Origin of the sequence: Roseateles sp., from assembly GCF_047654805.1 — a bacterium.
Classification (GTDB): Bacteria; Pseudomonadota; Gammaproteobacteria; order Burkholderiales; family Burkholderiaceae_C; genus Pelomonas.
Genome location: NZ_JASGIV010000001.1, coordinates 3,205,972 through 3,225,715, shown reverse-complemented (window position 1 = coordinate 3,225,715; position 19,744 = coordinate 3,205,972). Strand labels below are relative to the sequence as shown.

15 protein-coding genes and 2 tRNA genes are annotated in these 19,744 nt (G+C 68.2%); 11 read left to right on the top strand and 6 right to left on the bottom strand.

Going from position 1 to position 19,744, the window contains the following annotated elements; translation table 11 throughout:
• Positions 1 to 91 precede the first annotated feature (91 nt).
• From QM732_RS14535 to QM732_RS14525, 3 genes are all read left to right on the top strand, one after another.
• Positions 92 to 2,662, top strand: coding sequence for a PD-(D/E)XK nuclease family protein (locus QM732_RS14535; protein ID WP_415656841.1), 2,571 nt, complete (start codon positions 92 to 94; stop codon positions 2,660 to 2,662).
• Positions 2,659 to 5,874: a UvrD-helicase domain-containing protein gene (locus QM732_RS14530; RefSeq protein ID WP_415656840.1), complete on the top strand. Its 3,216-nt coding sequence runs from the start codon at positions 2,659 to 2,661 to the stop codon at positions 5,872 to 5,874. The genes QM732_RS14535 and QM732_RS14530 overlap by 4 nt, the downstream gene beginning before the upstream one ends.
• A gap of 15 nt (positions 5,875 to 5,889) precedes the next feature.
• A tRNA-Pro gene (locus QM732_RS14525) sits at positions 5,890 to 5,966 on the top strand.
• A 111-nt stretch (positions 5,967 to 6,077) separates the two neighbouring features.
• Here QM732_RS14525 and QM732_RS14520 read toward each other — a convergent pair.
• The 4 genes from QM732_RS14520 to QM732_RS14505 form a co-directional block, all read right to left on the bottom strand.
• The gene (locus QM732_RS14520; RefSeq protein WP_415656839.1) at positions 6,078 to 6,536 is read right to left on the bottom strand and encodes a hypothetical protein; all 459 of its coding nucleotides are present in this window, start codon (positions 6,534 to 6,536) and stop codon (positions 6,078 to 6,080) included.
• A gap of 111 nt (positions 6,537 to 6,647) precedes the next feature.
• Positions 6,648 to 8,597, bottom strand: coding sequence for a MacB family efflux pump subunit (locus tag QM732_RS14515; protein ID WP_415656838.1), 1,950 nt, complete (start codon positions 8,595 to 8,597; stop codon positions 6,648 to 6,650).
• Between the two features lie 4 nt (positions 8,598 to 8,601).
• The gene (locus QM732_RS14510; protein ID WP_415656837.1) at positions 8,602 to 9,816 is read right to left on the bottom strand and encodes an efflux RND transporter periplasmic adaptor subunit; all 1,215 of its coding nucleotides are present in this window, start codon (positions 9,814 to 9,816) and stop codon (positions 8,602 to 8,604) included.
• Entirely contained in the window at positions 9,813 to 11,195 is a 1,383-nt protein-coding gene (locus QM732_RS14505; RefSeq protein WP_415656836.1) for an efflux transporter outer membrane subunit, read from the bottom strand. The genes QM732_RS14510 and QM732_RS14505 overlap by 4 nt, the downstream gene beginning before the upstream one ends.
• Positions 11,196 to 11,416: 221 nt before the next feature.
• On the opposite strand from QM732_RS14505, the gene QM732_RS14500 reads away from it, so the two are divergent.
• The 3 genes from QM732_RS14500 to QM732_RS14490 all read left to right on the top strand — a co-directional run bounded on the left by QM732_RS14500 (position 11,417) and on the right by QM732_RS14490 (position 14,200).
• Entirely contained in the window at positions 11,417 to 13,396 is a 1,980-nt protein-coding gene (locus QM732_RS14500) for an OPT family oligopeptide transporter (protein WP_415656835.1), read from the top strand.
• Positions 13,397 to 13,411: 15 nt separating this feature from the next.
• Positions 13,412 to 13,488 (top strand) — tRNA-Arg (locus QM732_RS14495).
• A 181-nt stretch (positions 13,489 to 13,669) separates the two neighbouring features.
• On the top strand, positions 13,670 to 14,200 hold the full coding sequence (locus QM732_RS14490) for a phospholipase D family protein (protein ID WP_415656834.1): 531 nt from the start codon (positions 13,670 to 13,672) through the stop codon (positions 14,198 to 14,200).
• 194 nt (positions 14,201 to 14,394) lie between these two features.
• Here the strand turns inward: QM732_RS14490 and QM732_RS14485 are convergent, their stop codons facing one another.
• Positions 14,395 to 14,598: a putative motility protein gene (locus QM732_RS14485; protein ID WP_415656833.1), complete on the bottom strand. Its 204-nt coding sequence runs from the start codon at positions 14,596 to 14,598 to the stop codon at positions 14,395 to 14,397.
• A 236-nt stretch (positions 14,599 to 14,834) separates the two neighbouring features.
• Between QM732_RS14485 and QM732_RS14480 the strand changes: the two genes are divergently transcribed.
• Positions 14,835 to 15,032: a hypothetical protein gene (locus QM732_RS14480; protein WP_415656832.1), complete on the top strand. Its 198-nt coding sequence runs from the start codon at positions 14,835 to 14,837 to the stop codon at positions 15,030 to 15,032.
• Positions 15,033 to 15,303: 271 nt separating this feature from the next.
• Here the strand turns inward: QM732_RS14480 and QM732_RS14475 are convergent, their stop codons facing one another.
• Positions 15,304 to 15,993: an N-acyl amino acid synthase FeeM domain-containing protein gene (locus QM732_RS14475; protein ID WP_415656831.1), complete on the bottom strand. Its 690-nt coding sequence runs from the start codon at positions 15,991 to 15,993 to the stop codon at positions 15,304 to 15,306.
• Positions 15,994 to 16,352: 359 nt separating this feature from the next.
• On the opposite strand from QM732_RS14475, the gene QM732_RS14470 reads away from it, so the two are divergent.
• From QM732_RS14470 to soxX, 4 genes are all read left to right on the top strand, one after another.
• Positions 16,353 to 16,604: a hypothetical protein gene (locus QM732_RS14470; RefSeq protein ID WP_415656830.1), complete on the top strand. Its 252-nt coding sequence runs from the start codon at positions 16,353 to 16,355 to the stop codon at positions 16,602 to 16,604.
• A gap of 93 nt (positions 16,605 to 16,697) precedes the next feature.
• Positions 16,698 to 17,192, top strand: a complete 495-nt coding sequence (locus QM732_RS14465; RefSeq protein ID WP_415656829.1) for a (2Fe-2S)-binding protein — start codon at positions 16,698 to 16,700, stop codon at positions 17,190 to 17,192.
• A complete protein-coding gene (locus tag QM732_RS14460) occupies positions 17,189 to 19,357 on the top strand; it encodes a molybdopterin cofactor-binding domain-containing protein (RefSeq protein WP_415656828.1) in 2,169 nt (722 codons plus the stop codon). Before QM732_RS14465 ends, QM732_RS14460 begins: the two co-directional genes overlap by 4 nt.
• Positions 19,357 to 19,722, top strand: a complete 366-nt coding sequence (soxX, locus tag QM732_RS14455; RefSeq protein ID WP_415656827.1) for a sulfur oxidation c-type cytochrome SoxX — start codon at positions 19,357 to 19,359, stop codon at positions 19,720 to 19,722. The genes QM732_RS14460 and soxX overlap by 1 nt, the downstream gene beginning before the upstream one ends.
• Positions 19,723 to 19,744: the final 22 nt, after the last annotated feature.

Genomic DNA, 19,744 nt, shown 5'->3' with positions numbered 1-19,744 from the left:
ATAGGCAAAATCATTGTGACATAGCCCCTTTTGACCGGACGGTCACGAGGGTGACCGAAGCGGTGGCACACCTGAGGGCGGGAGGCCCGGATTGCAAGTAATCAGCCTGGGCCTTGCGCCCGGAGAAGACATCGCGGCCTTCTGGCGCCGCATCGCCGGCAACTGTGCGGACTGGCTGGCCGGGCAGGGTGCTCCGCTGCGTGACGCCGTGCTGCTGCTGCCCTTTGCCCAGCAGCTCGCACCGGCGCGACGCGCCTTCCTGGCCCAGGGCGGCTGGATGCCGCGCATCACGACCAGTCACAGCCTTGCTTCGGCCCTGGGCCCGACCGCCCTGGCATCTCCGGACCAGCTCTCAGGCGACGCCACCATCGACGCCTTCACGGCCGACCGCCTGCTGGCGGGCCAGAGCTGGGTGCAGCCGCTCAAGCGCGGCAACCCGCGTGACTACCGCGTGGCCCTGGCACGCCTCGTCGATACGGCGCAGGCGCTGGCCCGGGCGGCCGCCCAAGTGCCGCCCGAGCAGCGTGCCGCCTTCCTCGACGTCGCCCGTCTGCGCCTGGCCGGGCTGGACACCGGCCCCGGCTTGTTGGAGCGTGCACTCGCCCAGGTCGCGCTCGCGTGGGTGGCGTCCGACGAGCGCCGGCCCGCCACCGACACCTTGTTCGCGCTGCGCCCCAGCGCCTGGATCTGGCTGCGGGCCGGCGGGCCCGATCCGCTGGCCCAGGCGCTACTGGCGGGTGATGTGCCGGCCCTGTGCCTGGATGCCGATCTGGACCTCGACCAGGCCTGGGCTGGCTTCACGCCCGCGGCGCGGGTGGAGGAAGCTGTCGCGCCTGATTTCGAAGCCCTGGCCGGGCAGGCCGCCACTGCGGTCATCCAGCACCTCAACGCCGGCCGTCGACCGGTGGCGCTACTGGCGCAGGACCGCGTCGTCATCCGTCGCGTACGTGCGTTGCTGGCCCGCCAGGGCGTGCCGGTGCATGATGAGACCGGCTGGACGCTGGCGACAACGCCCGCCGCTGCGGCCCTCATGGCGCTGCTGCGCGCGGCCCTGGCCGGCGGTGCGTTGGATGACTGGCTGGCGTGGATGAAATCCGCCCTGGCCCAAGGTTGGGACGTGGCTGGACTGGAAGCCCGCTGCCGCCGTTTCGGCTGGCGCCAGGCGGCGCAGCTCGACGCGGCGACGCTGCCGCCGGCGCTGGGCGAGACGTGGCATAAGGCATGCCGCCAGCTCGAACCGCTGGCCGGCGGTGCGCGCTCGCTAGGGGGCTGGCTCGTGGCCCTGGGCCAGGTGCTTAACGGCCTGGCGCCGCTGACGGAGGTCGAGGGCGGCGAGGCATTGCTGGAGACGCTGTGGATTTCGCGCAACCCCTGGGCCGGCAGTGCCCACGAGGCGGCGCTGGCGCAGACGCGGCTGGGGCCAGCGGAGTTCCTGGCCTGGGTGGATGACACGCTGGAAGCTGCACAGTTCAAGTCCGTCGATGAACCGGGCGCGGTTGAGGTCGTCATTACGCCAGTGGCCCGTGCCATGCTTAGGCCCTTTGGCGCCATCGTGCTGCCCGGCGCGGATGCCGCCACGCTGGGGCCCGTCAACCCCCAGGCCGGCCTGCTGGCTGACGCCGATGCGGCAGCCCTGGGGCTGCCCAGCCTGCTTGAACGTCGTGAAGCCGAGAGCTTCGGTTTTGCGCAACTGCTGCGTGCGCCGGTCCTGACCCTGATGCGCTGCGCCTTCGCTGGCGCCGAGCCACTGCCACCCAGCCCGCTGCTGGAGCGCCTGGTCGGCGCAGCAGCCAAGGCGGGCCGGGTGATGCCTCCCTGGGACGACGCGCGCGAGCCGCTGATCCCCCAGCCCCGGCCGCAGGGGCGGGCTGCGGCCGAGGCAGGCGGCCGCCTGCCGGCCGCCTTGAGCGCCAGCGCCATCGATGCGCTGCGCAACTGTCCGTATCAGTTCTTCAGCCGCATGCTGCTGGGCCTGCGCGAGGCCGACGAACTGGAGCAGGAGGCCACCAAGCGCGACTACGGCACCTGGCTGCATGCAGTGCTGAAGCGCTTCCATGAGTCACGCGACGGTGAGGATGACGACGCGGCGCTGGGCGCCGCTGCGGCCGCCGAGTTGGCATCGCTCGACGCGGCCGACTTCCTGCCCTTCGCTGCGGCCTTCGAGAGGCTGAGGCCGCTGTACCTGGCCTGGCTGGCGGAGACCGAGGCTGGGGGGCAACACTTCGTTGCCGGCGAGGTCGATCGGGAATGCAGGCCCTTCGCGTCGCCGCTTGAATCCCTGGTCATCAAAGGTCGCATCGACCGTATCGACGAGGAGGCCGGCCGGACTTGGCTGCTGGACTACAAGACCGGCGATGCCAAGGGGTTGAAGGAAAGGGTCACGGCCAGGCTGGAGGACACCCAGCTTGCCACCTATGCGTTGCTCAGCGGCGCGGAGCCGGGGTTGCGCGCGGCCTATCTGGTACTGGACGACGGCAAAGGCATCGCACTGCTGCCTCACGAGGACGTCGGCGACACGGCGCTCCTGCTGCGCGAGGGCTTGCAGGCTGATCTGGGCGCCATGCACGACGGTGCCCCATTGCCCGCTCTGGGCGAAGGCAAGGTCTGCGACTACTGCGAGGCGCGCGGCCTGTGCCGCAAGGACGACTGGAGCGCGGCATGAGCGGCACCGAACTCGCCTACTGGGGCGATGGCCGGCGCATCCCGCGCGAGCAGTTCTACGCGCTCGCCTGTGACCCGGCGCGCAGCATCGTCGTCGAGGCCTGCGCGGGCGCGGGCAAAACCTGGATGCTGGTGTCGCGCATCCTGCGTGCGCTGCTGGCGGGCGCAGAGCCGCAGCAGATCGTCGCCATCACGTTCACGCGCAAGGCCGCGGGCGAGATGCGCCAACGTCTGGCCGAATGGCTGGCCGAGTTCGCGCAGGCGGACGCCGCCGTGCAGCTCGAGGCGCTGCGCCAGCGCGGCATCGCGGCTGAAGACGCAGTCACTTTGCGACCCCGGCTGGCCGGGTTGCAGTCCGAGCTGCTTCGAGCGGGACGTGCCGTGGAGGTGCGCACCTTCCATGGCTGGTTCTCGCAGTTGCTGCGCGCGGCGCCGCTGGCCTTCCTGCAGGAGCTCGGGCTCGCGCCCGAACTGCAGCTGATCGAGGACGAAGAGGAACTGATGCCCGCGCTGTGGCGGCGCTTCCATGTCGCCGTGCTGGCGGACGAGGCGCTGCGGGCCGACTTCCAGGCGCTGACGCAGTCGCGCGGCCGCCACAACCTGCGCGAGTGGCTGCTGGGCGCCTTCGCCAAGCGCGTGGAGTTGCGGTTGGCAGAAGGCGCCGAAGTGCTGGAAACCAGTCTGCCCGGTGCGCAGGAGCTGCTGGGCACCACGCCCGAGCGATTCTTCGAGCTCCTGTTGCAGCCCTTGAAGGACCTGGCCCGCCAACTGGGCCAGGCCAAGGGCAAGAAGGCGCAGGATGCCGCTTCGCTGCTCGCGCGGGCCGAGGACTTCGATGCATGCTTTGCCGCGCTCTTCACGCAGAAGGGCGAGCCGCGCAAGCTTGGCGTCGACAACCCGGACCTGGACGAGCTGTGCGAGGAACTGCAACGCCTGCGCGCAGCACAGGCCCAGCAACGCGCCGCCGACGAGCACGCCGCAATGCGCCGACTGGCCCTGTTGCTGGTCGGCGCCTTCGAGGCGCTGAAGCGTGAACGTGGCCTGGTGGACATGAACGACCTGGAGCGTGGGGCGCTGGCGCTGCTGGCCGACGCCCAGACCGCCGGCTGGGTGCAGCAGCGCCTGGACGCCCAGGTGCGCCACCTGCTCATAGACGAGTTCCAGGACACCAGTCCGTTGCAATGGCAGGCCCTACACGGCTGGCTGCAGGCCTACGCGGGTGCGGGTGCCGGCGCGGCGCTCTCGGTCTTCATCGTCGGCGACCCCAAGCAGAGCATCTACCGCTTCCGTCGCGCCGACCCGCGCGTCTTTGCCGCAGCGCAGGACTTCGTCTGCCAGGGACTGGCCGGCGTGCGCCTGGCCTGCGACCATACGCGGCGGAACGCGCCGGAGGTGCTGGAGGCCGTCAACGCGACCTTCGATGCCGCCCAGCGTGCCGGGACCTATGCGGGCTTCCGAACCCATACGACCGAGGTGGCTGAGGCCGGCGACCTGGCCGGCCTGTGGGCGCTGGACGCGGAAGTCCCGGCGCAGCCGGACATGGAGGATGCCGATCCGCTGCGCTGGCGTCCCAGCTTGACCGAGGCCCGCCACGAGGCCGAGGTTAGCCGGCGTGCGCCCGAGTGCGACCGAGTCTGCGCGGCCATCCTGGGCCTGCTGCGCGAGCGGCCTGAACTCAAGCCGGGCGACATTTTCGTGCTGGCCCGCAAGCGCGACCCGCTGCGCCAGCTCAGCGCGGCGCTGACCGCGGCCGGCGTGCCGCATGCTGCGCCCGAGGAGCAGCCGCTGGCCGAGCTGCCCGACGTGGCCGACCTGCTGGCCCTGCTGGATGCACTGGCCTCTCCCGGCCACGACCTGTCGCTGGCGCATGCGCTGCGCAGCCCGCTGTTCGGCGTGACCGAGGCCGACTTGCTGGTGCTGGCCGAGGCTGCCGGTACGGCCGAATGGTTGGGCAGGCCACCGGCTGAACGGCGCAGTTGGTGGGCGGCGTTGCAAGGCCTCGAGTCCCCAGGGCCGGCGCTGGCGCGCGCGCAAGGACTGCTGCGCGACTGGGCAGGCCAGGCGCGGAAGAGCACGCCGCACGAGTTGTTGGACCGCATCGTCAACGAAGGCGAACTGCTGCAGCGCATTGCCGCCGCCGTGCCCGCGGCCGATGCGGCGGTCCGCCTGCAGGGCGTGCAGGCCTTGCTGCATGCGGCATTGGAGCTGGACGGTGGCCGCTATGCACAGCTCTACGGCTTCGTACGAGCGCTCAAGAGCCGGCCCGTCAAGTTCGTGCCCGCTGCGGCGCCGGATGCCGTGCAATTGCTGACCATCCACGGCGCCAAGGGCCTGGAGGCCGACGTGGTGTTCCTGCTCGATGCCGATGCCGCACCGCCCAAGGCCGAGACGCTGGGACTGCTGCTGGACTGGCCGGTGGGTCAACCGGCGCCGCGGCGCGCGGCGTTCCTGGCCTCGGAGGCCAAGCCGCCGCCGTCACTGCAGGCGCTGGTCGACGAGGAGCGCCGAGAGCGCGAGCGCGAGGAGCTCAACGGCCTCTACGTTGCGCTGACACGAGCGCGCCGTGCGCTGGTGCTGAGCCACACACCAGGCCGCAGCCACGCCACCAGCTGGTGGGATCGGTTGCAACCGCTGGCGCGCCCCTGGCCGTTCGCGCTGGCCGCCGGCGCACGCAACGAAAGCGCCGCGCCGCTGCTCGCGGCGCTGCCGCTCTGGCTGCCGCCCCCCGTCGCTCCGGTGCGCGATGCGGCGGCCCGCGATGCCCGCCAAGCGAAGATTGGCGAGGCTCTGCACCGTGTGCTGGAATGGGTTTCGGCGCCCGGCCAAGCCCAGCAGCTGGATGTGCTGATGGCGGCGGCGGCGCAGGCCTTCGGCCTCGATGCCAGGTCACGTGAGCAACTGGCCCTGGCCACGAGGGCCATCCTTGCCAGCCCCGACTGCCGGGCCTTCTTCGACCCGGCCGAGCTGCTTTGGGCGGGCAACGAAGTGGCAGTGGGAAAGGGCGGCGATGACCAGCGAATCGACCGCCTCGTGCAGCGCCGCGATGGCATTTGGTGGGTGCTCGACTACAAGCTCGGTGCTACGCCAGAGCGTGAGACGGCCTACCTTGAGCAGATGCGCGGCTACGTTGCGGCGGTGCAAGCGCTGCAGCCCGGCGAGCCGGTGCGGGCCGCGCTGATCAGCGGAACTGGCCGCTTCATTCCTGTCGGTTAGAATACTTGGCTTGATCGGGGCGTAGCGCAGCCTGGTAGCGCATCTGCTTTGGGAGCAGAGGGTCGCGAGTTCGAATCCCGCCGCCCCGACCAATTCAACCAACGGCCTAGACGTTTCGGCGTCTGGGCCGTTTCTCTAACGGACGAAAAACCCTCTGACGGATCAACCGTCACGACCGCTACCGTCTTGCCGGGCAGGAGTGCTCAGTGTGGTGCCGATCCCTGAGCTTTGCGTAGCGCCCAGGCAAAAGGTTCTGCGGATGCGCCCTTCATGGCGCTGGCCAGCTGGTCATTGAGCTGCCCGAGGCGTTCGTGCAGCTCGTCGCCATCGTCGAGCAGGCTGAGGTTCTCATAGTCCTGGGCAATGCCCTTGTACCAGCTCTGCATTTGGTGGCATTCGGCCTGATAGCGTTCGCAGCCGAGCTTGGAGTGAATCGTGGTGAGGGCGCTGCTCAGCAGGGCGATCACGCCAATGTGCATGGCTGACAGCGTGCCGGCCAGCACTGTGGCGCCAGCGACCAGTGACAGCAGCGCAGCTCCTGCGACCAGCAGGAAGTTGGCCGGGGCCAAGGCGGACAGAGTCCGCGAGTACGCGTCGGACATGATCCGTGCTTCGCGAACCTTTGCAGAGGCGAAAAGCCTCTCGGCATCCATCGTGGCCATGGCCTTCTCCGGCGATCTGACGGGCGATCCGGCCAGCGCCCTGGTGCGCTGGCCTTGCCACCATCGTGCGATGCATTGTGGCCGCCCTGGATGGCAGCCTTGGAGCACGACTCAACTGCGAGCCAGTGCCTCCACCGGGTCCAGCCGCGCCGCGCTGCGGGCCGGCAGGAAGCCGAAGACCATGCCGATCAGCGTGGACACGCCGAAGGCGCCCAGTACGGCGGTGGCGGAGAAGCTCATGCTGAAGCTGCCGCCGGCGAGCTTGTCGAAGAGCAGCCCACCGCCCAGCGCCAGCGCGACGCCCATTGCGCCGCCGATCAGGCAGACCAGCACCGCCTCGATCAGGAACTGGCGCAGGATGTCGTTTTGCCGCGCGCCCACCGCCATGCGTACGCCAATCTCCTGCGTGCGCTCGGTCACCGATACCAGCATGATGTTCATCACGCCGATGCCGCCCACCAGTAGCGAGATCAGCGCGATCGACGAAATCAACAGCGTGATGGTCGCCGTCGTCTGCTCGATGGTCTGACGAATGCTGTCGGTGTTCATCAGGAAGAAGTCTTCCTTGCCATGGCGCTGGATCAGCAGCCGCTTGATACCTTGCTCGGCCACGCTGCTGTCGATGCTGTCGCTGATGCGCACCGTCACGCTTTGCAGGTAGTCCTGACCGTTGACGCGGTTCATTGCGGTTGTGTACGGGATCCAGATGTTGATCGCGTCGTCGTTGCCGAAGGCGCTGCTCTTCTTGGCCGTTACGCCGACGATGCGCACCGGCAGCGTTCCCAGCAGGATGACTTCGCCGAGCGCGTTCTCGCTGTTGGGGAACAGGGTCTTGCGCGCGTTGTCGTCGATGACGGCCTCCTGAGCGCGTAGCCGCACCGCATCGGTGTCGAAGCCCTGGCCGGTCGCGAAGGTGTAGCCGCGCACGCGGAAGAACTGCTCGCCCACGCCACTGACGCTGGCCGACACGTCGATGCTGCGGTAGCGCAGCCCGGCATTGACGGCAATGCTGGGCGTCACGCTATCGACGTAGTCGAGCTGGGCCAGTGCGTCGGCATCGCCGGCGCGCAGCGTGCGCACGGCTCCAGCGCGGCGGTCGCCAAATCCGCTGCCGGGCATCACGTTGATGGTGTTCGTGCCCATGGCGCTGATGTCGGCCAGGATGCGCTGGCGCGAGCCTTCGCCCAAGGCCACCACCGACACCACCGAGGCGATGCCGATGATGATGCCCAGCATGGTCAGCAGCGTGCGCAGGCGGTGGCTGACCATGGCTCGCCAGGCCATGCGCGTGGCCTCGCCCAGCCGAGCGGCCAGTGCTGCGAGCGCGCCGCCTGCCCGCGCAGGCGTGGGCCGCTGTAGCTGCGCGGGCGGTCGGGCATCGGCGCGGCGACGGTCCGCGACGATGCGGCCATCGCTGATCTCGATGACGCGCTGGGCGTGCGCGGCGACCTGCGCGTCGTGGGTCACGAGGATGACGGTGTGGCCATCGGAGTGCAGCTCTTCGAGGATCTTCATGACCTCGCGACCGCTGGCCTGGTCCAGCGCGCCGGTGGGTTCGTCGGCCAGGATCACATCGCCGCCGTTCATCAGTGCGCGGGCGATGGACACCCGCTGCTGCTGGCCGCCGGAGAGCTGGCCCGGCCGGTGGGCGAGCCGCTCGGACAGGCCAAGCCGGGCCAGCAGCCGGTGCGCGCGTTCGCGCCGCGCGCTGGCGGCGGCGCCCGCGTAGATGGCCGGGATCTCGACGTTGCCGACCGCGCCCAGGTCGCCCAGTAGCTGGTAGCGCTGGAAGATAAAGCCGAAGTGCTCGCGCCGCAGCCGCGCGAGCGCGTCGGGCGCCATCGTGCCGGTCTCCTGGCCGTCGACGCGATAGCTGCCGCGCGTGGGGCGGTCAAGGCAGCCGAGGATGTTCATCAGCGTGGACTTGCCTGAGCCCGAGGGGCCCATGATGGCCACCATCTCGCCGGCCTCGATGTCGAGGTCGACGTCGCTGAGCACTGCGACATGGCCCTCGCCGGCGGGGAATTCGCGGGTCAGACCGCGTACCTCAAGGAATGCCATGGCGTCAGAACGGCGGTGGGCCGCGGCGCTGGTTGCCGGCGCTGGCGCCGCCGGCCGGGCCGGCTTCGCTGGTGACGACCTGCTCGCCCTCTTTCAGCCCCTCGAGCACCTGAGCGCGTACGCGGTTGTTCAGGCCGATGCGCACGACGCGTTCGGCGACACGGCCCTGTTCAAGCACGCGCACCCGGTAGCGGTCGCCGCCGGCGCGCGCACCGAGCGCGGCGCTGGGCAGCGTCAGTGCCTTCTCGACGCGCGCCAGCACGATGCTGGACTGTGCCGTCATGTTGATGCGCAGCCGCTCCTCTGGGTTGGGCACATCAAAGATGCCGTTGTAGTAGATGGCACTGGTGGTGCTGGTGGAGGTGCTGCTGCCGGTGGTCGTGTCAGTGGCGATGGTGGTGGGGCCGGGTTCGATGGCGCGCAGCTTGACTTCATAGCGCCGGTCGGGCTCGCCGAGCAGGTTGAAGTAGACCGGCATGCCGGGCTTGACCCGCGGCACGTCGGCTTCGGAGATTTGTGCCTTGACCGTCATGAGGTCCAGCCGAGCCAGCTTGATGATGGTGGGCGCCGACTGGTTGGCGTTGACGGTCTGCCCCTGCTCGGTGACGACTGCGACGACCACCCCGTCCATGGGCGCCGTGACGCGGGTGTAGCCGAGGTTGACCTGGGCGGCGTCGACGGCGACCTGCGCCTGTGCGATCTGCGCCTGCTGCGCCGCCACCTCGGCGCGGGCGGTGGCGAGCGTGGCCTCGGCGGATTCAAGGTCTGCGCGCGCACCGGCGTCCGCGGCCACCAGTCCCCGCAGCCGCGAGGCAACCAGCTCTGCCTGCTTCAGCGCTGCCTGCTTGGCGTGCAGCTGGGCCTGGGCACTCTGCAGTGCGGCCTGGCTGTTACGTAGGCTGTTTTGCTGGGGCAGGGCGTCGATTTCGGCGATCAACTGCCCCTGACGCACCTTGTCCCCCAGCGCCACGTGCAGCTTCTTGACCTCGCCGGTCACCTGGGCTCCGACGCTGACCTGCTTGAAAGCACCGATGGTGCCGGTGGCCAGCACGCTGTCCTCCAGATCGGACACCGTGACCGGGGCGGTCGCGACGGCAGGTGGCGGCGGGGCTGTGAACCACAGCCGCTTGACGGTGAAGCCGCCGATCAGCAGCAGGAGGGCCAGCGCGATCAGCCGGCCGGGGCGTAGCCATTTCTTCATGGAGTCGTTCTTCGTCATGCTTGCCAGCCGCCGCCGAGCACCTTGTAGAGCGCGAGGCGGTTGCCTTGTTCGGTGAGCCGTAGCGCGATCAGCGCCAGCTGGGCGGCATAGAGGGTGCGACGCGCGTCCAGCAGTTCGAGCTGGCCGGTGCTGCCGGCGCGGTGCTGGGCTTCAGCCAGCGCCAACTGGCGCTCGGCGCTGGCCAGCACGGCTTGCTGGGCAGCCAGCCGCTCGGCCAGCGCGGCACGCACCGACAGCGCGTCGGCCACCTCGCGGAAGGCGGTCTGCACTGCCTTGTCGTACTGCGCCAGCGCGATGTCGCGGTCCAGCCGGGCACTCTCCACCGCAGCCGCGTTGGCCCCGCCGTCGAACAGCGGCAGGCTCAGCGACGGGCCGAACGACCAACTGCCGCTACCCGCCCTGAACAGACCCGACAGTTGCTCGCTGGCCGTGCCGGCTGCGGCGGTCAGGCTGATACGCGGGAACTGCGCCGCGCGCGCCACGCCGATGCTGGCGACGCTGGCGCGCAGTTGGTGCTCGGCCTGCAGCACGTCTGGGCGGCGCTGCAGCAGCTCGGAAGGCACTCCAGCCGGCAGCTCGACCAGCCGGCTGGCCTCGGCTGGGGGCTTCCCGGCCTCGGGTGCGAGCTCTGCTGGCAACGCGGTACCCAGCAGCATTTCTAGTGCATGACGGTCCTGCTCGACCAGGCTGGCGTAGGCGGCCACGTCGAGCCGGGCCGACTCGGCCTGCGTTCGCGACTGCGCCAGCGTCAGGCCGGAGATTGCGCCAAGCCCGTGGCGGCGCTCGTCCAAAGCCAAGCTGGCACGGCGGCTGTCCAGCGTCAGGCGAGCCAGTTGCTGACGCTCCAAGTCGGCGGCGAGGTTGAGCCAGGCCTGGGCGGTCTCCGCCACCAGGCTGATCTGGGTGCTGCGCCGGCCAGCCTCGCTGGCCAGCCAGCCTTGCAGCGCGGCCTCGCCAAGGTTGCGCACACGGCCGAACAGGTCCAGCTCGAAGGCAGACAGCTGCAGCGTGACCGATGCGCTGTCGCCCCGGTTGGTACGCGCGGTGGCAGCGCCGGCGCTGACGGAGGGTTCCTGCGCAGCGCTCTGGATGCCGAACTGCGCCCGGGCGCGCTGTACGTTCAATGCAGCCACTCGCAGGTCACGGTTGTTGACCAGCGCCAGCTCGACGGTGGCGCGCAACCGCGCGTCGGTGAAAAAGTCGGCACGACCGACCGTGGCAGCATCAATGGCTGGTGCGCTGGCGGATGCGTCGGGTACGGCGGGCGCGGGGCGCTGGTATGTAGGCGCCAGGTCGGCGCAGCCGGGCAATGCCAGGGCAAGCACCAACAGGGGCGGCAGCAGGGCACCTGGCGTCCTTGGGGAGCGGTATCGCATGGAGGAAGGGTTTGTTCTTGTTCGGGTCGGAGCGTTCGTCGAGGTGCCGGACCATTCTTTGCGTGTGGGGTGAAGCAAAAATTTCCGCTATGCGTCATGGCTGACACATACGGCCCCCTCCTGCGCCTCGGGGCATCCCCTTGGGGAGAGGGGGGCGGCTTCGTCGACAATGCGCGGTTTGCTTTAACCCTGGCGGCGCCATAAGCGCCACCCGAGACTCCATGGCACTCCAACACCTGACCGACGAGCAGATCGCCACCTGGACCCGCGCCCAAAAGGACGAGTGGTGGTTCAAGAACGTCTTCCGCGGCGACATGGCCCAGTTGACGCTGCGCTCAGGCTTCACAGGTTTCCTGCTCGGCGGCATCCTGTCGGCCACCGGCCTGTACATCGGCGCCAAGACCGGCATTGCCATCGGTGTGGGCCTGACCTCTGTGATTCTTGCCTTTGCGCTGTTTCGCGCCCTGCATGCTGGCGGCTTCGCGCAGGACTACACCATCCTCGAGAACAACTGCACGCAGTCCATCGCGACCGCGGCAGGCTACGTGGCCACGCCGCTGTTCTCCAGTCTGGCTGCCTACATGCTGGTCACCGGCATCATCCCGCCATGGTGGCAACTGGTCATCTGGATCTTCGTCGTCGCGCTGATCGGCGTGCTGTTGGCCTTCCCGCTGAAGCGCCGCTTCATCAACGAAGACCAGGCCCCCTTCCCGGAAGGGCGGGCTTGCGGCGTGGTGCTGGATTCGCTCTATCACGGTGCCGGTGACGAGGGCGTCTTCAAGGCCAAGCTGCTGGGCGTGGTCGGCGGCTTCACGGCGCTCTACCAGGCCATCGTCAGCGACGGCTGGATGAAGTTGGTGCAGTTCAAGGTCCTGATGCTGGACAAGTGGGCCGGCATGGCCGAGCCCTGGTATCTGCACGAACGCCTGGACAGCTATTACTACACCTGGGCCGCCAAGGCGCAGGGCTTTATCCCCAGCATCCTTGGCACCGATATCCGTCAACTGGGCCTGCGCGTCACGCTGGACGCAGCCATGCTGGGCGTCGGCGGTCTGATGGGAATCGCGGTGGCGACCAGTTGCTTCCTGGGCGCCTTCATCAACTTCGTCGTGCTCGCGCCACTGATGATCCAGGCCGGCGACATCGCGCCGCGCCTCGGCGCCAACGGCGTGCCGATCCCGCTGAACCGCGCCGAGATCGTCAACCAGTGGTCGCTATGGTGGGGCGTCACGATGATGGTGGTAGGCGCCCTGGTTGGGCTGCTGGCCAAGCCAGAGATATTCACCAGCGCCTTCAAGCGCAAGGCCACGTCGACGGTCGCCGCCGGCAAGGATCTGCTCAAGGACATCGAAGTGCCGCTGTGGATCAGCTACGTCGGCGTGCCGGTCTTCAGCGTGCTGGGCAGCTACCTGACCCATGTCTTCTTCGACGTGCCCTTCTGGCTGGCCCTGGTGTCGCTGCCGCTGATCTTCGTGCTGACCATCATCTGCACCAACTCCATGGCGCTGACGTCCTGGACGCCCACGGGCTCGCTGTCCAAGATCACCCAGTTCACGATGGGCGCCATCGACCGGACAAACCCCGGCTCCAACCTGTTGCCGGCGGCCATGACCAGCGAGATCGCGTCCAACGCGGCCAACTTGCTGTCTGACATCAAGCCTGGCTACATGCTGGGAGGCAAGCCGCGCCACCAGGCCGTGGGCCACATCATCGGCAACCTGGCCGGCGTGCTGACCTGCGTGCCGCTGTTCTTCCTCCTCTTCCTGCAGCCGGACGCCAGCGGCGTGCGCAGCGTCGCCACCATCGTGACCGACCAGTTCGCTATGCCTGCAGCCCTGCAGTGGAAGGGTGTGGCCGACATCATCGCCAAGGGCCTTAAGGGCCTGCCGACGTCGGCGCTGATTTCGATGGGAGTGGCGGCGCTGGCTGCCGTGGCGATGGAGATCGCCCGCATCAAGACCAAGGGCCGCTTCCAGCTCTCCGCCGTGGCTACCGGCCTGGGCGTCGTGCTGCCGCCTGAATCCGTGCTGGCGATGTTCGTCGGTGCGTTGATCTTCTTCATCATGGGCCGCAAGCACAAGACGCCTGGCACGCAGGGCCACCGCGTCTGGGTCGAGGGGATGGAGCCGATCTGCGCCGGCCTCATTTCCGGCGCCGCGCTGATGGGCATCGGCAACGCCATCATCAACGTGCTGATTTGATAATCGGGTTTCCGCCTGCCCATAGCTCAACTGGATAGAGCAGCGGCCTTCTAAGCCGCAGGTTCCGGGTTCGATTCCTGGTGGGCAGGCCATTACAGCGATGGCTTCACGATCTGGTGATACTGGGAGCCGTGTACGGGCAGACCCGGCGTCGCCGCCTACATCACGTCGGGGAGTTGGCCACGGCCGCTCCTGGTCCAGTCCTTATCGGCCCTGGGCTTGACGTGCCTGCTTGATCAGGCTTGGCTCAAAGCACAACCTGGCGCACAGACCATGAAGACGTTTCGCTGCATAGCACTCGCGGCCCTGATCGGTGTCTGCACTCTGGCTCAAGCCCAGCCCAGCATTGAGGTGGGCTTCTCGCCAGAAGGGTCGGCCCGGCAACTGGTGCTTGAGACCGTTGCCAGCGCAACGGTCAGCATCCAGGTGCTCGCCTACGCCTTTCAGGCCTCCGACATTGCACAGGCGCTGGTCGATGCCCGGGCGCGAGGCGTGCAAGTGCGCGTCGTCGTCGACAAGAAGCGCAACCTGAACAAGACCAGCAAGACTGCCATGGACCTGGTCTCGCGCGGCGGGGTCGAGTTGAGGACCAACGACCATTTCCATATCCACCACGACAAGACCATCATCGTGGATGGCAGCATCGTGCAGACCGGGTCGTTCAACTATGCGCCTTCCGCTGAGACGCTGAACTCGGAGAATGTGGTCGTCATTCGTGACATGCCGGAGGTCGCACGCAGGTATGTGGCGCACTGGCAGTCACGCTGGGACCTTGGGAAACCCTATCCAGCGCCAGCGCGTTGACCGGTCGGCTCCGAGGGGGCGCGGTAGCCGGGGAACTTTTGCGGCTCTGAGCTGCTTCGAGCTCCGTGAAACTGGTGGCGGACTGCCGGGAAACGCCTGGGAGCTTGCGGATCGGCCGCGAATTGCCCAGCGGTCAGGCGGACGCTGCTCAGGCCCCACGGGCTGTGAGTCGCTCAATCCACCCGTCGTCGCGGTCAGGCGTAGGTGTTTACGTGGCGTCCCAGGGTGCCCTCGGTCGCCAGTGCCGGCTGTTGCGGCAGTGCGCTGAGCAGGGCCAGGGCACCAGCGGCCTGGACGTCGATCGCCTTGCGCAGCACCAGAATGTTCACGGCGTCGGCCGTATCCGCCTGGGCATACCTCGAGGCAACGTTGACGCTTGTGGAGTTGGCAATGTCCATTTCGCGTCTATCGGCAATCCCGCGCAGAACTTGAGGCCTGATTCTGCGACCCGGCAGGCCAAGTTGGCGGATCCGTCAGGAATCCGGCTTTTGAGCTGGGCGTTCTCCTTGTTGTCATCCCCCTTTGGGGGGAGGCGGGGGGATGGCGGCCCTGGCCTCCCCCGCCGATGCCTCCAAAGGGCGATGTTCCCTGTGTCGAGCGACGCCGAGACTGGCTTCATCCCCAAGGAGAAGCCATGACCATCCAACTTGCCGCCCTGGCCCAGGCGTCCGTCCTGCAGTTGCGCGACGCCATTCGTCGCGTGACGGCCCTGCACGTTGCCGCCGCCGAGGCGCCGCCCGAAGACGAGTTCCTTGCTGGCATCGAGGCCGGGGAGATGAGCTGGTCGGACTGGGAGGAGACGAACTTCGATGTCCGTCAGTTCCATGTTTGAGGCTACGCGCCGTTCGTGGGATCAGGCGCCGCGGATTGACCACTGGGTGTTCGAATCCGTCCCGGGGCAGATCCGCGGCTGCGATGACGCGGGGCACGTCCTCGTGGCCATCGTGACGGACCCGCTGTTCGGGCCCCGCCTGGCGGCTGCATTCGACACGCGTTCTGCGGCAAGGCCGCCGGTGGCGACACCGAGCATTGGCGCCAGGTTCCGGCCGGCGTTTCCGCTCTGCGCGGCTGCCGGCCCGGGCCGGTGAGCGAGATGACTCGCGTCAGGGGAGCCTAGCCAGCATGGTCGCCTCGGTGGCCGCGTCCCAGAACAGCGGGTAGAGGCTGCGCGTCGCGGTCGAGAGTTCGGGCTGCCCGCCCCAGAGCGAAATCTGCTCGCGCACGGTGGCGAAGTCTATGCTCATCAACACGGCCGGTGCCTGCACACGCGGGTTGTGGCGTGCTGCGCTCATCGGGATCAAGCCCAGACAGCGGCGGTAGAAGCCGACGTGGCGCGGGTTGACCTCCACGACCAGGCGCTCGCAGCGCGCGCGGCGGTGGGCGTGCAGGTAGCCGAGGTGGAAGATCTGCGTCAGCACGCGCTTCGGATCATGGGAATGCTTGTCCACGGCCAGACCGCCGAACTCGCAGAGCCTGACGCCGTCGGTCCGCCATTCGTCCAGCTCCGCCTTGAACAACTGGTCCGCATGCAGCCCGCCCGCACCATCGAAACGCACGGACAGCGTACCCACTATCGCATCGCCATCGCGCGCCGTGCAGACGATGTCGCCGTCCTGGCTGCGACTGTTGTAGCGTTCGCGTGTCACGGTCAGGCCGCGGTCGCCGTAGCGGCGTTCGACGAGTTCGAGGGCATCGCCTTCGAGCCCACCGAAGCCACTGTCCAGATCCAGCGGCGGGGGGGCGAAATCATTTTGCGGCGCTGCTGCGCGCCGCACTTCAACGGTAGGGACCATGTACTGCATCCTCAGCGCCAATTGCGCGGCCGCGAGTCTAGGGATTGCGCCCTTCGCCGGGTTGGACTCTCACAGACCGATACATCGGTAGGATTTGGCTCATGAGATTTCTCACGCGGGCCGGCCGTGAAATCGGCCTGCTGTCCTACACGGGGGCGCCGTCCGGAGGCGTAAATTCACAGTGGGCGCAACGCCCCCTGCTATTCCTCCCTGAGCAGGCGCCTGCCGCGTGAGTGGCGGGCGGATTTTCAGCCCCGGCCTCGCGCCGGGGTTTCTTTTGGACATTGCGCCGGATGCCGTCGCGAGCTGCGCTGCAGAGCGCGCTAGCATGGATGGTCAAAGTCTCTTCTCGACCATTCATGAGAGTCCTGCTGCTGCTGCTGTGCATCGCCCTGAGTGCTTGCGCTGCGCCCCGTTGGGTCAATTCGCAGAATCCGGCTGCTGATTTGGAGTCGGACAAGGTTGCTTGCGACAAGGATGCCGAGCGCGTCGGCCGGCTCAGCCAGCTGGGCGGTCTCGCGGACAAGCAAGGCATTCAGACCGCCGCGGAGGCGGTTAGCGCACACAAGCGCTGCATGGCGGCACGGGGCTGGCGCGACCTGGGAGGCTGACGGCCGGGCTTCGGCGGTTTCTTCTGCCACTGCTGCGTCGATCCTGCTAGGCTGCCCGCGCCCGCCAACGGTGGCGGAGTGGGAGTGGCAGGCATGGCGGAGTTGACGATCAATGGCAAGCGGATGCAGTTCGAGGCGGAAGCCGACACGCCGCTGCTTTGGGTGCTGCGCGAGCAGCTCAGCCTCACAGGCACCAAGTACGGTTGCGGCGTCGCGCAGTGTGGTGCCTGTACCGTGCATATCGATGGCGCGCCGGTGCGCAGCTGCGTGATGCCGGCCTCAGCACTGACGTCGGCGCAGAAGATCACCACGATCGAAGGTCTGGCTCCCGATGCATCGCATCCACTGCAGAAGGCATGGGACGCGCTGGACGTGCCGCAGTGCGGCTTCTGCCAGAGCGGCATGCTGATGGCCGCCGCGGCGCTGCTGAAGAGCAACCCCAAGCCGACCGATGCCGACATCGATTCGGCCATGACCAACATCTGCCGCTGCGGCACCTACAACCGGGTCCGCGCGGCCATCCACCTTGCCGCCGGCCAAGTTCAGCGCCGGCAGATTCCAATCGTCATCGAAGGAGGCCAGGCATGAGCGCCGTGCTGTCGCGTCGAGCCTTCCTGCACACCACCGGCGCTGCGGCCGGTGGCCTGATGGTCGGCTTCCATGTGCCCGCCCTCGCCCAGGGCGATGCTCCGCCAGAGCTGAATGCCTGGGTGCAAGTGTTGCCGGATGAGACCACCGTCATCCGCATTGCTCGCTCCGAGATGGGGCAGGGCACGCTGACCGGCCTGGCCCAGCTCGTCGCCGAGGAGCTGGAATGCGACTGGAGCAAGGTAAAGACCGAATATCCGACACCGGGCCAGAATCTGGCTCGCAACCGCGCCTGGGGCAGCATGAGCACAGGCGGCAGCCGCGGTGTGCGCGAGTCACACGAGTATGTGCGCAAGGGGGGCGCGCTGGCGAGGGCGATGCTGATCCAGGCGGCGGCCAATCAGTGGAACGTGTCGGTCGTTGAATGCTCGACGGCCTCGGGATGGGTGATACATGCGGGCAAGCGCCTGAGCTATGGCCAGCTTGCCGCCGAGGCCGCCAAGCTGGCTGCGCCGGCCGACATCCAGCTCAAGCCGGTGAAGGATTGGCAGCTGGCCGGCCGGCCATTGAAGCGGCTGGACACCCGCGCCAAGTTAGACGGGTCACTGGTCTACGGCATGGACCTGCAATTGCCCGGCATGCTGAACGCGGCCATCAAGGACTGTCCGGTGTTTGGTGGCAAGCTCAAGAGCTTTGATGCGCTAGCCATCGAGAGCCGCCCCGGCGTGAAGAAGGTGGTCAGGGTTGGCGACACGGCCGTGGCTGTCGTGGCCGACACATGGTGGCGGGCCAAGACCGCGCTGGAGGCCCTGCCCATCGTCTGGGACGAGGGTCCCAACGCGAAGCTGAGCAGTGCCGATGTGGCTGCGACGCTGAAGGCCGGCCTTGACGCGCCCGATGCCGTCGTCGGCAGCACGCAGGGCGATGTGGCCGCGACATTGGCCGGTGCGGCGAAGAAGGTCGAGGCCGTGTACAGCACGCCGCACCAGAATCACGCAACGATGGAGGTGATGAACGCGACGGCCTTGATCACCCTCGCAAAAACCGGGACGCCGGAGCGCTGCGAGGTCTGGACGCCGACGCAGAACGGCGAGGCTGCCCTGGCGGCGGCGGCGGAAGCCTCGGGCCTGCCGCCGTCGCAATGCGAGGTCTACAAGCTGCATCTGGGCGGCGGCTTCGGTCGGCGCGGCGCGGTGCATGACTGGGTGCGTCAGGCCGTGGCCATCGCCAAGGAGCTGCCCGGCACGCCGGTCAAGCTGATCTGGAGCCGCGAAGAGGACATGACGCATGGCCGCTACCACCCGGTCACGCAGTGCAAGCTGACGGCGGGCCTGGACGCGGGGGGCAAGCTGACGGCCCTGCACATGCGCATCTCGGGGCAGAGCATCATCGCTGGCATCTTTCCGCAGAACATCCGTGACGGCAAGGACCCGGCCGTGTTCCAGGGCCTCAGCGCCGGCGGCGCAGAAGGCGCGCTGGGCTACGCTGTGCCCCATCTGCTCATCGACCATGCGATGCGCAACCCACCGGTGCCGCCTGGCTTCTGGCGTGGCGTGAACCTGAACCAAAACGCCATCTACCTGGAGTGCTTCATCGACGAGGTTGCGCACGCTGCCAAGCGCGACCCGCTGGAGCTGCGCCGCGAGCTGCTGGCCAACTCGCCCAAGCACCTGGCCGTACTGAACGCGGTTGCTGCCAAAGCTGGCTGGGGCAAGCCCCGGGCCAGAGGCCGTCATCTGGGCCTGGCCCAGATCATGGGCTTCGGCAGCTACGTGGCGGCCTGCGCCGAGGTGTCGGTCAGCAAGCAGGGCGATCTCAAGATCCACCGCATCGTCGCAGCCACCGACCCCGGTCACGCCGTCAACCCGCAGCAGATCGCTGCCCAGGTCGAGGGCAGCTTCGTCTATGGCCTGTCAGCGGCGCTGTTCGGCGAGATCACCCTCAAGGACGGCCGCGTCGAGCAGCAGAACTTCGATACCTACCCCGTCGTCAAGATGGAGCACATGCCGGCCGTCGAGACGATCTGCATGCCGTCGGGCGGATTCTGGGGCGGCGTTGGTGAGCCAACCATCGCCGTCGCCGCTCCGGCCGTGCTGAACGCGATCTTCGTGGCGACGGGCAAGCGCATCCGCGACCTGCCCTTGTCCAGGCACAAGCTGGTGTGATGCGCGCGCTGATGGCGCTTGTGCTGATGACCGGCGCGCAGGCCGGCGACATCGAGCGTGGCCGGGCGCTGGTGGAGGATCGCACGCAGAGCCTGTGCCTGCTCTGCCATGCGCTGCACAGTGCAGGCGATGCGAACCAGGGCAATCTCGCACCACCGCTGGAGACGGTGGCGGCGCTATCGCCCAAGGAGCTGCGCTCGCGCATCGCCGACATGCGCCGTTTCAACCCGGCAACCGTCATGCCGCCGTTCCGCGCGACAGACGGCCTGCGAGACGTGGCGCCGGCCTGGGCAGGCAGGGCGGTGCTGACGGAGCAGCAGCTCGACGACATCGTGGCCTACCTCGGCACGTTGGCAAAGCGATGAAGCGGCGAGAGTTCGTCATGGC

Excerpts from the sequence above, each read along its gene's own strand:
- QM732_RS14530 (WP_415656840.1), top strand. The coding sequence starts at position 2,659 with ATGAGCGGCACCGAACTCGCCTACTGGGGCGATGGCCGGCGCATCCCG.
- QM732_RS14520 (WP_415656839.1), bottom strand. The coding sequence starts at position 6,536 with ATGGCCACGATGGATGCCGAGAGGCTTTTCGCCTCTGCAAAGGTTCGC.
- QM732_RS14515 (WP_415656838.1), bottom strand. The coding sequence starts at position 8,597 with ATGGCATTCCTTGAGGTACGCGGTCTGACCCGCGAATTCCCCGCCGGC.
- QM732_RS14510 (WP_415656837.1), bottom strand. The coding sequence starts at position 9,816 with ATGACGAAGAACGACTCCATGAAGAAATGGCTACGCCCCGGCCGGCTG.
- QM732_RS14505 (WP_415656836.1), bottom strand. The coding sequence starts at position 11,195 with ATGCGATACCGCTCCCCAAGGACGCCAGGTGCCCTGCTGCCGCCCCTG.
- QM732_RS14500 (WP_415656835.1), top strand. The coding sequence starts at position 11,417 with ATGGCACTCCAACACCTGACCGACGAGCAGATCGCCACCTGGACCCGC.
- QM732_RS14490 (WP_415656834.1), top strand. The coding sequence starts at position 13,670 with ATGAAGACGTTTCGCTGCATAGCACTCGCGGCCCTGATCGGTGTCTGC.
- QM732_RS14485 (WP_415656833.1), bottom strand. The coding sequence starts at position 14,598 with ATGGACATTGCCAACTCCACAAGCGTCAACGTTGCCTCGAGGTATGCC.
- QM732_RS14480 (WP_415656832.1), top strand. The coding sequence starts at position 14,835 with ATGACCATCCAACTTGCCGCCCTGGCCCAGGCGTCCGTCCTGCAGTTG.
- QM732_RS14475 (WP_415656831.1), bottom strand. The coding sequence starts at position 15,993 with ATGGTCCCTACCGTTGAAGTGCGGCGCGCAGCAGCGCCGCAAAATGAT.
- QM732_RS14470 (WP_415656830.1), top strand. The coding sequence starts at position 16,353 with ATGAGAGTCCTGCTGCTGCTGCTGTGCATCGCCCTGAGTGCTTGCGCT.
- QM732_RS14465 (WP_415656829.1), top strand. The coding sequence starts at position 16,698 with ATGGCGGAGTTGACGATCAATGGCAAGCGGATGCAGTTCGAGGCGGAA.
- QM732_RS14460 (WP_415656828.1), top strand. The coding sequence starts at position 17,189 with ATGAGCGCCGTGCTGTCGCGTCGAGCCTTCCTGCACACCACCGGCGCT.
- soxX (WP_415656827.1), top strand. The coding sequence starts at position 19,357 with ATGCGCGCGCTGATGGCGCTTGTGCTGATGACCGGCGCGCAGGCCGGC.